The sequence below is a fragment of the Clostridium sp. AF02-29 genome (assembly GCF_934835585.1).
Taxonomy (GTDB): domain Bacteria; phylum Bacillota; class Clostridia; order Lachnospirales; family Lachnospiraceae; genus Otoolea; species Otoolea fessa.
Genome location: NZ_CAKVZK010000006.1, coordinates 1 through 12,269, shown reverse-complemented (window position 1 = coordinate 12,269; position 12,269 = coordinate 1). Strand labels below are relative to the sequence as shown.

Genomic DNA, 12,269 nt, shown 5'->3' with positions numbered 1-12,269 from the left:
GATAATTTGCGTGCTTCGTCTGTCAAGACTGCCATAAAAAATATGGGTATAAAGTGTGTCAGCAAGTTACTGTACACGGGTAGGCACTTTTGGAACCGAAAGTGCCGTAAGAAAACGTGGTGGTAGCAGGAATTTGCCGTATTTAAATGCGAAGCCACGGCAAATTCCGTTACTGGGCACGTATGCGTGAACAGTAACGTCAACAATCCTTATTCCGCTTTTTTAACTGATAAAACGGTTCCGCTGAATGCATCCACCTCGCTGACGGTTCCCGTATACGTTACGGTAACTTTATCCCCATCTTTTACATCAGAAAGCCCATCTGGTTTCTGATCCTGCTCGAAGTTGAATGCATAATCGGTTCCGTCGGCGGTGATCGTAAACATAAAGTCTTTGATGTCGCTGATCGTACCGGTCATTGTGGACTGTTTTGTATCGGTAGTTCCCTCGGATGGAAGAAGGGTGTCTTTGGCGTCTTCTTTTAAATCATCCATCGGGCTGCTTTCGTCCATGCCATTCGAGCTGGACCCGGAGGAGGCGGACTGGGACGATTCATTAGCAGTCGATTCATTCACGTTTGTGGAAGAGCAGGCGGTTGCGAGCGAGAGGATCGCAGCCGCGCCCAGGATTGCAAAATATGTTTTTTTCATAGTACATTACCAACCTTTCTTTTGACTTGGTTTGCTCACAGATGTATGATGCAGGACAGATGATGATTCCTGAGCGCAACATTCATCTTTTCGCATAGAATGTCCATTTCGACATTGTGATATACATCTTAAGCCATAAATGTGAATGAAATGTGAGGAGAAACTTACGAAATGTAAAGAAGATGGACAAATATGGAACGAAAAACGGTCGATTTTCGAACGTTTTTATGGTATAATGTGACCACTTAATGAGGTATTTTTTAAAATTCAGGAGGAAACATACATGAAAAATCCAGTTGTTACCATTGAGATGGAAAATGGTGATATCATGAAGGCAGAGCTCTACCCAGAGATTGCGCCGAACACGGTCAACAACTTTATCAGCCTGATCAAGAAGGGCTTTTATGATGGTCTGATCTTCCACCGTGTCATCAAGGGCTTTATGATTCAGGGCGGATGCCCGAATGGAAATGGTATGGGCGGTCCAGGGTATACCATCAAGGGTGAGTTCAGCCAGAATGGTTTTACGAACAATTTCAAGCACACCAAGGGCGTTCTCTCTATGGCGCGTGCGATGGACCCGAACTCCGCAGGTTCCCAGTTCTTCATCATGCATGAGACTTCCCCGCATCTGGATGGTCAGTATGCATCCTTCGGGAAGGTAGTTGAAGGTCTGGATATCGTGGACAAGATTGCCGGCGTCCGCACCGACTGGGGCGATCGTCCGCTGAAAGAGCAGAAGATCAAAAAGATGACCGTTGACACCTTCGGCGAGGAGTACCCGGAGCCGGAAAAAGGAAAAGAAAGATAATCTATGACAATCGAACGAGAAGTAACCATTGCGGGACAGACATACCCGGTGATTCTCTCCGATGAAAACGAAGCTCTTCAGGCTGCGAAAGCAGCCGGGAGAGCTATTGTTGGCTTATGGAGGGAAAATGGGGAAAAACAGCCAGCCGACTATTCATCTTGCCTTTACCTTATTACAGACCCTGAAGACGCCGATGAAACATTCCTGGAACGCGTCGTCCGCCGCCACCTGGCTCTCCCGTGGCTCATCGCTGAAACTGACCGCCTCATCATCCGTGAATTTTCCCAGGACGATCCATTGGAACCGGCATCCGCTGAGGATGCCGACGGAACTTTTTCTGATTGGAACAAGCGCGAGGAATACCGGAAACACCAGTACCGCTTTGCCGAGTGCGGTTTGTGGGCGCTGGAACGCCGCGCGGACGGTGTGCTGGTTGGAAAGGCGGGGCTGACGGACGGAGAGCTGGGATATCATATTTATGAACCGTTCCGCCGTCAGGGCTATGCGCTGGAAGCCTGCCGGGCGATTGTGAAATATGGGTTTGAAACGCTGGAGCTGGATAAGATCCGACTTTGCACGAAGCGTTCCAACACGGCTTCACGGATATTGGCGGAAAAAATAGGATTCGTTCAGGTACCTTCATCCTGCAAGGATTCTATTGTATTTTGTATGCAAAAAGGATATAATAGCTTGTATACAAAATAATGAAAAAATACAATCTAGTGTGATTACACTAAGGGAACGATGGGAGGAATGACCGATGATCAGGCATCTGGAGCTGAAAGCATATGGAAAGATCAATCTCGGTCTGGATGTAGTCCGCCGGAGAGAAGACGGCTACCACGAAGTGCGGATGATCATGCAGACGGTGCGCGTGTACGACGCGATCGAACTGAACCGGACGGAGGAAGAGGGAATCCGTCTTTCAACGAACCTTTATTATCTGCCGGACAATGAAAATAACTTAGGTTACCGCGCGGCGAAGCTTCTGATGGATGAGTTTGGAATCCGCGACGGTGTGGAGATCAAGATGAAGAAATTTATCCCGGTGGCAGCCGGGATGGCAGGCGGCAGCAGCGATGCGGCCGCAGTTCTGTTTGGTCTCAACAAGATGTTCGGACTGGGGCTTTCGAAAAAGGAGCTGATGGAGCGCGGCGTCCGTCTGGGGGCGGATGTGCCGTACTGTATCATGCGGGGAACGGCTCTTTCGGAGGGAATCGGGGAGATCATGACACCGCTTCCGCCGATGCCTCAGTGCCGCGTGCTGATTGCCAAACCGGCGGTCAGCGTTTCGACGAAGCATGTGTACGAGAGCTTAAACCTGCCGTCTCTGGGCGCAGAGGCGCATCCGGATATTGATGCGATGCGGGCGGCGATCGAGAAAAAAGACCTCTCCGGCGTCGTTTCACAGCTTGGAAACGTGCTGGAAACGGTGACGATCCCGGAAAATCCGGTGATTCAGACACTCAAAGATAAGATGATGGAGATGGGCGCGGACGGCTCTTTGATGAGCGGAAGCGGTCCAACCGTATTTGGCTTGTTTACGAACCAGACGGCGGCGCAGGCGGCGTATGAGGAACTCCGCTATGGCAGCAGCCAGGATCTGGCGAAACAGGTATACCTGACTAGTTTTTACAACAGGAAGGGGCACGCAGATGGGGAACAATTTTGAGGTTAAAATGAATGAATATCTCCCACTCAGGGATGTGGTATTCAACACACTCCGGCAGGCAATCTTAAAGGGAGAGCTGGCACCGGGCGAGCGCCTGATGGAGATTCAGCTGGCACAGAAGCTGGGCGTCAGCCGCACCCCGATCCGTGAGGCGATCCGCAAGCTGGAGCTGGAAGGACTCGTTCTGATGATTCCGCGGCGCGGCGCGGAGGTGGCGCGGATTTCGGAAAAAAGCCTGAAAGATGTGCTGGAAGTGCGCCGTTCGCTGGAGGAACTGGCGATTGAGCTGGCGTGCCAGCGCATGACGGAAGAAGATATGCAGGCATTGGAAGAAGCACAGAAAGCATTTAAAGCGGCGATTGATCAGGGCGATGCGATGAAGATCGCGGAGACGGACGAGGCATACCATGATGTGATCTACCATTCGACCCGCAACAAGCGTCTGGTGCAGATTTTGAACAACCTGCGTGAGCAGATGTACCGGTTCCGTCTGGAATACATCAAGGACGAGGATAAACGGCAGATTCTGCAGTTAGAGCATGAAAAAATATTGGCGGCACTGCGTCTGCGCCATATGGCGGAGGCAAAGGCGGTAGCCAGGGGGCACATAGATAACCAGGAAATTACGGTACTTAAGAATTTAAAGGAGCGGAAGGAAGTATGACATTTAAAGAATTGTACCTGTCCGGACAGGTTCCATTTGAGGAAATCGATCGCTATATTTCCCGTTGGAACCGGTCGGATGATGAGCGGACACTGGCAAAATATCTCGGTCTCAACGCCGATGAGGAGGATGTCTGGATCGATGACAGCGACGAGGCGCTGAAAGAGATGCTGGACGCAAGAGAAAGGGTAGCCGGTACGCCGGTTACCCTTGGAAAGACGGATATTATCGTCAATAAAAATGGATTTGGCGCGCTGCCAATCCAGCGTATTTCTTTTGATGATGCGAAGGTACTGCTTCGCAAGGCGTATGACGCGGGTGTCCGTTTCTTTGATACGGCGCGCTTTTATACGGACAGTGAGGAGAAGATCGGCTATGCGCTGAGCGACGTGCGCGAGCATATCTATATTGCGACCAAGACAGCGGCAACGACGGCGGAAGGCTTCTGGAAGGATCTGGAGACGAGTTTACATAACTTAAAAACAGACTACGTGGACATTTACCAGTTCCACAATCCGGCAGTCTGTCCGAAGCCGGGAGACGGAAGCGGTCTTTATGAGGCGATGCTCGAGGCAAAAGAGCAGGGGAAAATCCGTTTCATCGGCATCACGAACCACCGCATGAGCATTGCGGAGGAGGCGATCGAGTCGGGGCTTTACGATACCCTGCAGTTCCCATTTAATTATCTTTCCACCGAGCGGGAGATCGCGTTGGCGAAGGCCTGTGCGGAGCACGAGATGGGATTTATCGCAATGAAGGGTCTGTCGGGCGGTCTGCTGACCAATTCGGCTGCGATCTATGCCTATATGGCACAGTTTGAGAATGTACTGCCGATCTGGGGTGTACAGAAGGAAAGCGAGCTGGACGAATTTTTAAGCTACATCGGCAATCCACCGGAACTGACGGACGAGCTGAAAGCTGTTATTGAAAAAGACCAGAAAGAGCTGGCAGGTGAATTCTGCCGGGGCTGCGGCTACTGTATGCCGTGTCCGGCAGGAATCGAGATCAACAACTGTGCGCGTATGTCCCTGCTTCTGCGCCGTTCTCCGTCAGCGGGATACCTCTCCCCGGAGGGACAGGCGAAGATGAAGAAGATAGGGGACTGCCTGCACTGCGGACACTGCAAGTCGATGTGCCCGTATGGTCTGGATACGCCGAAGCTTTTGGAGGAGAATTATAAGGATTATAAAGAGGTTCTTGCAGGGAAGAGCCTGTAAAGAGAGGATAAATGCAAGAGGCATTTTTCCGTAACTGTTCACGGATAGGCACTTTTGGAACCGAAAGTGCCGTAAGAAAACGTGGTGGCAGCAGGAATTTGCCGTATTTAAATGCGAAGCCACGGCAAATTCCGTTACTGGGCACATATGCGTGAACAGTAACTAGAAATGTAGTGAAATAGACCAGGGAGGCGGAAACAATGGATATAAATCAGAAACAGAAAGAACGTCTGGAGCAGCAGTTTGCATTTATCCGGGAGATAGATAAGGAGAAATTTATCGGTCGTCAGACGTATCTGACAGACGGCGAGCGGAAGGAAAATGACGCGGAGCACGCATGGCATATGGCGATCATGACGGTGCTTCTGGCGGAGTATTCCAATGAGCCGATCGATGTGCTGAAAACGGTTACCATGCTTCTGATTCACGATCTGGTCGAGATCGACGCCGGCGACACGTATGCCTATGATGAGGAGGCGAAGAAAACCCAGCGGGAGAGAGAATTAAAGGGTGCAGAGCGCATTTTTGGAATACTGCCGCCGGATCAGGGCGAAAAACTGCGCGCTCTCTGGGATGAATTTGAAGCCGGGGAGACGCCGGAAGCGCGGTTTGCACATACGATGGACAACATCCAGCCGACGATGCTCAATGATGCTTCCAAGGGAAAGGCGTGGGCGACGCGCGGCGTGCACCTGAGCCAGATTCTTGGAAGAAATAAGAATACCGCCAAGGGCTCGGAGACGCTGTGGAACTATTCTTATGAGAATTTCATCACTCCGAGCCTCCGGGAAGGAAAGATAAAAAACGACACGTTACCCGAAGAGTAATCGAATTGTCGGAGGAAGCATGAGCTTTATCCGGCAGACTGCTGTCAGCGGAAACGGTGTGCGTGGCTGTTATTTTTGAGTTCGGAGAGGATTCTGTCGGTTCGGTGGTTGTTTTGGAAGCTGAAGCTGTTCCAGAACGTTCCGAGTGATTGGAGCAAGTCATCGGGTCAGCTTTAGAGGAAATCAGAGCAGCAGCTTTCTTGTTTACATCAAAAATGATATGCTTCTTTTGCGACAGCCAGTTCATATCGTTATCAGAAATCAGAGCGTCAGAGACGGGATCGGCGCTCTGATTTTTTGAGTTTTCTTCCGGCATGACACCTCCGGACAGGGCGGGCGGCGGATAGAGAACACCCCACCAGTTGTCGATCACATGAGTCTGCAGGAGCGGCGGGGCGATCGCGTACGCCAGGACTTTCTGCTGAATCTGGTTTCTGGTAAAAGTAAGAAGAGGCAGGCAGAAAAGCAGAAATAAGAGCATGGAACATAATGCGAGAAGCGGGAGTATTCCATCGTAGATATGGGAAAGCTTGCAGGAACCGGTGGAAAAATGGCGGCATTTATTGGTAACAGGTGGATGAATCCTGGATGCGGATGACAGAGAATTTTCAGACTGGAACGAAATCACTTGATTTAACATAATGGCTCTCCTTTTACTGAAAGAAATCGAATCTTCTTGTCGCAAGTATTGACAGTTATGGTATAATCTAAACTATATTTTGGAATAGCATTCCGGCGTGTGGTGACGCTTCCCACACCCGGCAGAAAGGCGGATATTATGAAAAAGAGTGTACTTGTGGTATTTGGCGGACAGTCTTCGGAACATATTGTTTCATGTATGTCGGCAATCAATGTCATTAAAAATATAGATACAGAGCGCTATGATGTAACCCTGATCGGCATTACCGAAGAGGGAAAATGGCTGCTGGTTGACTCGGTCGAGCAGATCGAGGATGAGAGCTGGAGAAAGAACACGACGACCGCGATCCTTTCCCCGGATGCAACGGAGAAATCCGTGATCGTCCTGAAAGATGGTAAGGCGGAAATGATCCGCATTGATGTGGTATTCCCGGTTCTGCATGGACTCTGGGGCGAGGACGGCACCATTCAGGGTATCTTTGAGCTGGCAAAAATCCCGTATGTCGGATGCGGTGTGCTTGCGTCCAGCGTTTCGATGGATAAAGTGTATACAAAACAGATCGTTGACCACACAGGCGTGCGCCAGGCGGCATATGAGCTGGTCATCCGCAAAGAACTTGAAAAGATGGATGAGGTTGTGGCACGCATCGAGAACCGGTTCGCATATCCGGTATTTATCAAGCCGTCCAATGCAGGTTCTTCCAGAGGTGTCAGCAAGGCGTCGGATCGCGAAGAGCTGATTGCAGGCTTAAAGGAGGCGGCGCACCATGACCGCAAGATTCTGGTTGAGGAGACGATCGTCGGCCGTGAGATCGAATGTGCGGTCTTTGGAAATGGCACAGAACCGGTCATCGCTTCCGGTGTTGGCGAGATTCTGGCAGCAGCCGATTTCTATGATTTCGATGCGAAATATTACAACGCAGAGTCCAGAACCGTGGTAAATCCAGAGCTTCCGGGCGATGCGACCGAGCGTGTGCGTCAGGCGGCGAGACGTATTTTCAAGGCGGTAGATGGCTATGGTCTGTCGCGTGTCGATTTCTTTGTGACGAAGGACGGCGAGGTTATCTTTAATGAGATCAATACCATGCCGGGCTTTACCGCGATCAGTATGTACCCGATGCTTTTTGAGGCGGCCGGAATCCCGAAGCCGGAGATGGTGACAAAGCTGATTGAACACGGACTGAAACGCTACGAAGCCTAGAAATAAATAAAAATGTTTCAGAATCCTGAAACAGTGTGAGAGAATCTACTTTTGGACGTTATATGATTCGATATACACAGATGTTCGGGAAAGAATGGAAACATGACCATAAGAATTTTGCCGAAAGGAAGGTAAACATGGATAGAAATGCCCCGATCGGAGTTTTTGATTCAGGCATCGGCGGTCTGACGGTAGCCCGTGAGATCATGCGTCAGATGCCGCAGGAGCGCATCGTATACTTTGGAGATACGGCGCGCGTTCCATATGGAAGCAAATCGCAGGATACGGTGCTGCGCTATTCCCGCCAGATCATCCGTTTTCTGAAAACACAGGGAGTCAAGGCGATCGTGATTGCCTGCAACACGGCCTCGGCGTGTGCACTGGAGACGGTCAGACAGGAATTGGATATCCCGATCATCGGGGTTATCTACGCGGGCGCGCGCACGGCTGCCGAGGCAACCCATAATGGAAAGATTGGCGTGATTGGAACCGAGGCGACCATCCGGAGTGGTATTTATACCAGAGAAATGCAGAAGCTGCGCCCGGATATTGAGGTTATTGGAAAACCGTGTCCGCTCTTTGTGCCGCTGGTGGAGGAAGGACTCTTTCATGATTCGGTAACAGACGAGATTGCCTCCCGGTATCTTTCTTCGCTGAAAGAAAAATACATTGATACGCTGGTTATGGGATGTACGCATTATCCGCTGCTGCGTTCGACGCTGCACCGGCTGATGGGCGACGAGGTGACTTTGGTAAATCCGGCATATGAGACGGCGGTTGAACTTAAAACTCTGCTGCGGGACATGGATCTGACACGCAGTTCGGAGGATCTGGAACGTTTTTCGGAGGAAAACAGCCGCCGCGCTGCTGCCGGGGAGCCGATTCTTGACCAGTATCAGTTCTTTGTCAGCGACCGGGCGGAGAATTTCACGCGTTTTGCCAAGGCGATTCTGCCAAAAGAGGTAAAAGACACGAAACAGATTAACATTGAGGAGTATTAAAATATGACGAAAGATGTGCTTGTATCCGTGCGCGGTGCCCATATTGCGGACGGGGAGACGAATAACCTGGAGGTTATCACGGCAGGCAGCTATTATTTCAAAAATGGCAAGCATTATATCATCTATGATGAGATCCTGGAGGGCGAGGAAGGAAGCATCCGCAATACCATCAAAGCCAATGCGGACAGCGTCGATATGATCAAGGGAGGCGATGCGCGGGCGCATATGATTTTTCAGGAGAACCGTCCGAATGTCAGCTGTTATGTGACTCCATACGGTCAGATGATCGTGGGCGTCACGACCGACCGCATCAAGATCAATGAAGGTCCGGATCATCTGAAAATCCAGATTGATTATACGCTGGAACTCAACTATGAGCAGACCAGCCAGAGCCATATTGAAATTGATGTGAAATCGAAGGCGACGGCGAAATTGAACCTGAAAGAGCAGTAAATATAAAAGAATATAGAAAGAAATAAATAAAATCGATGAATCAAAAATCCCGGAAACGTGCAATCAATTACATTTCCGGGATTTTAAGATCCATTATTTATTTTTCTTGGACTTGGAAGCTTCTTTTTTTGCTGCCTCTTCTGTATTTTTCTTGAAACGGTCAAAGAATTTTTTCTTCTTTGGCAGCGGCGGGATGCCTCCGCGCACGCTCTTGATCTCTGTGATATAAAGACCGCTGATGACAACCTTTGCCTCGGTGCGGAGCGGTAACTGAAGGAATACCTTCTCATCCGCGATCATGGTCACAACCTTCGGTCCGATCTTAGCCTTTACGATCGGGAGCTTCGCCCACTTCATATACCATGGAGTCTGGTCAATAACCATCTTCGGGAGACCGGAATCTCCGATCTTCAGTTTCTTTTTGTCAATCGCCAGAATCGAAACGGTCTGTTTCGAAGCGTCGATCATAGTCTGCTGCTCTGCCTGACGTTTCTGCATCCGGGAACCCAGAATATACAGTACGACAAGAAGGATAGCCAGAATGACGATAATAACTAGCAGTACATTCCAAAATGACATATATATACCTCCGTTGTAGATAGCGGCGGGACGCAAATCCAATCCCATTTCGCATGGAACACGAAAATAACCGCGCAATTACTGTATATTATAGCATTGGAGAGAGGAAATGGCAAGAAAAATAGACGGGTAACTATGGCGATGGGGACTTAAAAAAATAGAAAAAATCAAAATCATGTTATCGAGCGCTTTTACTGAGATGATTTCGGATGTGTTAGTGCATTGGTCTGCATAAGCGATTCTTTCAAATTCACTTAACTCTGGCATCGGTTTCCTCCATATGTTGTAGTGAATATTCTTAAATTATACCATGATTTGCCGCATGATACAATGAAATGAGAAGAGGGAAGGCTATATTTTCCAAATCCATCAAAAAACCACTTGACACCCATCAAATCCCATGCTAAGATGGAGAATGCACTATTGTGGAAAACTGTGTTTTCCGGGTATTCGTATGCCCAAATGACAGTGCGGCTCCGGCGGCATGAAACAAGGCTGGTTCGGAGATGGAAAAATGCAAACCATAGAGATAGAAAGAAAACAGGGGTGAAACATCGAATGGAGAAAAGCAGGATGCGTCCGGTAAAAACCGGTAAAGGTGTAAGGATGACCTTCTCAAGACAAAAAGAAGTTCTGGAAATGCCGAATTTGATTGAGATTCAGAAAAACTCGTATCAGTGGTTCCTGGATGAGGGACTGAAAGAAGTGTTTGCTGATATCTCCCCGATCACGGATTTCGCAGGTCACTTGAGTCTGGAATTTGTGGATTTTACACTGTGTAAAAACGATATCAAATATACGATCGAAGAGTGCAAAGAGCGCGATGCGACCTATGCAGCTCCTCTGAAGGTAAAGGTAAGACTTTGCAATAAAGATAAAGATGAGATCAATGAACATGAGATTTTCATGGGTGATCTTCCACTTATGACCGACACCGGCTCCTTCGTTATCAACGGAGCGGAGCGAGTTATCGTCAGCCAGCTTGTTCGTTCCCCTGGTATTTATTATGGAATCGCGCACGATAAGATCGGTACAGAGTTATACAGCTGCACCGTTATCCCGAACCGGGGTGCCTGGCTGGAGTATGAGACAGATTCCAACGACATTTTCTACGTGCGTGTAGACCGGACCAGAAAAGTTCCTGTTACTGTTCTGATCCGTGCTCTTGGTTACGGTACTAACGCCGAGATCATTGACCTGTTCGGCGATGAGCTGAAACTGGAGAAGAGCTTCGAGAAGGATCCGTCCAACAACTACCAGGATGGTCTTCTGGAATTATATAAGAAGATTCGTCCGGGTGAGCCGCTTTCCGTAGACAGCGCAGAGAGCCTGTTAAACAGCATGTTCTTCGATCCGCGCCGCTACGATCTGGCAAAGGTAGGTCGTTATAAATTCAATAAAAAGCTTCACTTTAAGAACCGTATCGTAGGTCACGTTCTGGCTGAGGATGTGGTTGATACAACTACCGGAGAGATTCTGGCGGAGCAGGGAACAAAGGTTACCAAGGAACTTGCTACTGACATCCAGAACGCAGGCGTTCCGTTTGTATGGATTCAGGGTGAGAAGAAGAATCACAAGGTTCTTTCTAACATGATGGTAGATCTGGGCGCTTATGTGAATTTCGATCCGGAAGAAGTAGGCGTCACAGAGTTAGTATTCTATCCGGTTCTCCAGGGTATTCTGGAAGAAAATGCCGGCGCTTCTGATGAGGAGTTAAAAGAGATTATCCGCCGAGATATCCATGACCTGATTCCGAAGCACATTACGAAGGAAGATATCATCGCTTCCATCAACTACAACATGCATCTGGAAGGCGGCATCGGCAATCCAGATGATATCGACCATCTGGGCAACCGTCGTATCCGTGCGGTCGGCGAGCTGCTTCAGAACCAGTACCGTATCGGTCTGTCCCGTATGGAGCGTGTGGTACGTGAGCGTATGACAACACAGGACATGGAAGGTGTTTCTGCCCAGTCCCTGATCAATATCAAGCCGGTTACAGCAGCAGTCAAGGAGTTCTTCGGAAGTTCCCAGCTGTCCCAGTTCATGGATCAGAACAACCCGCTGTCCGAGCTGACCCATAAGAGACGTCTTTCCGCCCTGGGTCCTGGCGGTCTGTCAAGGGACCGTGCCGGATTCGAGGTACGAGATGTACACTACACACACTATGGTCGTATGTGCCCGATCGAGACACCTGAGGGACCGAACATCGGTCTGATCAACTCCCTGGCATCTTACGCACGTGTCAATGAGTACGGTTTCATCGAAGCTCCGTACCGTGTAGTAGATAAAACCGATCCGTCCAACCCGGTTGTTACGGATGAGGTTGTATACCTGACAGCAGACGAGGAAGATAACTTCGTTGTTGCACAGGCAAACGAGCAGTTAGACGAAGAAGGACACTTCGTCCACAATAACGTATCTGGTCGTTTCCGTGAGGAGACCTCCGAGTTCCAGAAGAAGAAAATCGACCTGATGGACGTATCCCCGAAGATGGTATTCTCCGTAGCTACTTCCATGATTCCGTTCCTGCAGAACGACGATGCGAACCGTGC

12 protein-coding genes and 1 pseudogene are annotated in these 12,269 nt (G+C 49.5%); 10 read left to right on the top strand and 3 right to left on the bottom strand.

From position 1 onward, the window contains the following. Positions 1 to 209 precede the first annotated feature (209 nt). Entirely contained in the window at positions 210 to 650 is a 441-nt protein-coding gene (locus PUQ60_RS02755) for a hypothetical protein (protein WP_273380131.1), read from the bottom strand. Positions 651 to 933: 283 nt separating this feature from the next. Here PUQ60_RS02755 and PUQ60_RS02750 point away from each other — a divergent pair, with 283 nt between their 5' ends. The 6 genes from PUQ60_RS02750 to PUQ60_RS02725 all read left to right on the top strand — a co-directional run bounded on the left by PUQ60_RS02750 (position 934) and on the right by PUQ60_RS02725 (position 5,841). Further along, positions 934 to 1,461, top strand: a complete 528-nt coding sequence (locus PUQ60_RS02750) for a peptidylprolyl isomerase (RefSeq protein ID WP_107000686.1) — start codon at positions 934 to 936, stop codon at positions 1,459 to 1,461. A gap of 3 nt (positions 1,462 to 1,464) precedes the next feature. Further along, positions 1,465 to 2,166 (top strand): GNAT family N-acetyltransferase, encoded by a 702-nt coding sequence (locus PUQ60_RS02745; protein ID WP_273380129.1) that lies wholly within the window; start codon positions 1,465 to 1,467, stop codon positions 2,164 to 2,166. A gap of 55 nt (positions 2,167 to 2,221) precedes the next feature. Beyond that, positions 2,222 to 3,133, top strand: coding sequence for a 4-(cytidine 5'-diphospho)-2-C-methyl-D-erythritol kinase (gene ispE, locus PUQ60_RS02740; protein WP_273401160.1), 912 nt, complete (start codon positions 2,222 to 2,224; stop codon positions 3,131 to 3,133). After that, the gene (locus tag PUQ60_RS02735; protein ID WP_107000683.1) at positions 3,117 to 3,797 is read left to right on the top strand and encodes a GntR family transcriptional regulator; all 681 of its coding nucleotides are present in this window, start codon (positions 3,117 to 3,119) and stop codon (positions 3,795 to 3,797) included. Before ispE ends, PUQ60_RS02735 begins: the two co-directional genes overlap by 17 nt. Further along, positions 3,794 to 5,014 (top strand): aldo/keto reductase, encoded by a 1,221-nt coding sequence (locus PUQ60_RS02730; RefSeq protein WP_273381032.1) that lies wholly within the window; start codon positions 3,794 to 3,796, stop codon positions 5,012 to 5,014. Before PUQ60_RS02735 ends, PUQ60_RS02730 begins: the two co-directional genes overlap by 4 nt. Positions 5,015 to 5,214: 200 nt before the next feature. Further along, positions 5,215 to 5,841 carry an HD domain-containing protein gene (locus PUQ60_RS02725; protein WP_118651759.1) on the top strand — a complete coding sequence of 209 codons (627 nt, stop codon included), beginning with the start codon at positions 5,215 to 5,217 and terminating at the stop codon, positions 5,839 to 5,841. Here the strand turns inward: PUQ60_RS02725 and PUQ60_RS02720 are convergent. Further along, positions 5,786 to 6,481, bottom strand: a complete 696-nt coding sequence (locus tag PUQ60_RS02720) for a hypothetical protein (protein WP_273381030.1) — start codon at positions 6,479 to 6,481, stop codon at positions 5,786 to 5,788. The two genes, PUQ60_RS02725 and PUQ60_RS02720, sit on opposite strands and share 56 nt — an antisense overlap. A 138-nt stretch (positions 6,482 to 6,619) precedes the next feature. Here PUQ60_RS02720 and PUQ60_RS02715 point away from each other — a divergent pair, with 138 nt between their 5' ends. The 3 genes from PUQ60_RS02715 to PUQ60_RS02705 all read left to right on the top strand — a co-directional run bounded on the left by PUQ60_RS02715 (position 6,620) and on the right by PUQ60_RS02705 (position 9,135). Continuing rightward, a complete protein-coding gene (locus PUQ60_RS02715) occupies positions 6,620 to 7,681 on the top strand; it encodes a D-alanine--D-alanine ligase family protein (RefSeq protein WP_022360088.1) in 1,062 nt (353 codons plus the stop codon). Between the two features lie 137 nt (positions 7,682 to 7,818). Continuing rightward, a complete protein-coding gene (gene murI, locus PUQ60_RS02710; RefSeq protein ID WP_273381029.1) occupies positions 7,819 to 8,682 on the top strand; it encodes a glutamate racemase in 864 nt (287 codons plus the stop codon). A gap of 3 nt (positions 8,683 to 8,685) precedes the next feature. Further along, entirely contained in the window at positions 8,686 to 9,135 is a 450-nt protein-coding gene (locus PUQ60_RS02705; RefSeq protein ID WP_022360090.1) for a DUF1934 domain-containing protein, read from the top strand. 93 nt (positions 9,136 to 9,228) lie between these two features. On the opposite strand, the gene PUQ60_RS02700 is transcribed toward PUQ60_RS02705, so the two are convergent. Next, on the bottom strand, positions 9,229 to 9,714 hold the full coding sequence (locus PUQ60_RS02700) for a hypothetical protein (protein ID WP_022360091.1): 486 nt from the start codon (positions 9,712 to 9,714) through the stop codon (positions 9,229 to 9,231). Positions 9,715 to 10,272: 558 nt separating this feature from the next. Here PUQ60_RS02700 and PUQ60_RS02695 point away from each other — a divergent pair. Continuing rightward, positions 10,273 to 12,269, top strand: a pseudogene (locus tag PUQ60_RS02695) (DNA-directed RNA polymerase subunit beta); the annotation flags it as partial.

Coding starts and splice junctions, on each gene's coding strand:
- PUQ60_RS02720 (WP_273381030.1), bottom strand. CDS start 6,481: ATGTTAAATCAAGTGATTTCGTTCCAGTCTGAAAATTCTCTGTCATCC.
- PUQ60_RS02730 (WP_273381032.1), top strand. CDS start 3,794: ATGACATTTAAAGAATTGTACCTGTCCGGACAGGTTCCATTTGAGGAA.
- PUQ60_RS02745 (WP_273380129.1), top strand. CDS start 1,465: ATGACAATCGAACGAGAAGTAACCATTGCGGGACAGACATACCCGGTG.
- PUQ60_RS02735 (WP_107000683.1), top strand. CDS start 3,117: ATGGGGAACAATTTTGAGGTTAAAATGAATGAATATCTCCCACTCAGG.
- PUQ60_RS02705 (WP_022360090.1), top strand. CDS start 8,686: ATGACGAAAGATGTGCTTGTATCCGTGCGCGGTGCCCATATTGCGGAC.
- PUQ60_RS02700 (WP_022360091.1), bottom strand. CDS start 9,714: ATGTCATTTTGGAATGTACTGCTAGTTATTATCGTCATTCTGGCTATC.
- PUQ60_RS02715 (WP_022360088.1), top strand. CDS start 6,620: ATGAAAAAGAGTGTACTTGTGGTATTTGGCGGACAGTCTTCGGAACAT.
- ispE (WP_273401160.1), top strand. CDS start 2,222: ATGATCAGGCATCTGGAGCTGAAAGCATATGGAAAGATCAATCTCGGT.
- PUQ60_RS02725 (WP_118651759.1), top strand. CDS start 5,215: ATGGATATAAATCAGAAACAGAAAGAACGTCTGGAGCAGCAGTTTGCA.
- murI (WP_273381029.1), top strand. CDS start 7,819: ATGGATAGAAATGCCCCGATCGGAGTTTTTGATTCAGGCATCGGCGGT.
- PUQ60_RS02755 (WP_273380131.1), bottom strand. CDS start 650: ATGAAAAAAACATATTTTGCAATCCTGGGCGCGGCTGCGATCCTCTCG.
- PUQ60_RS02750 (WP_107000686.1), top strand. CDS start 934: ATGAAAAATCCAGTTGTTACCATTGAGATGGAAAATGGTGATATCATG.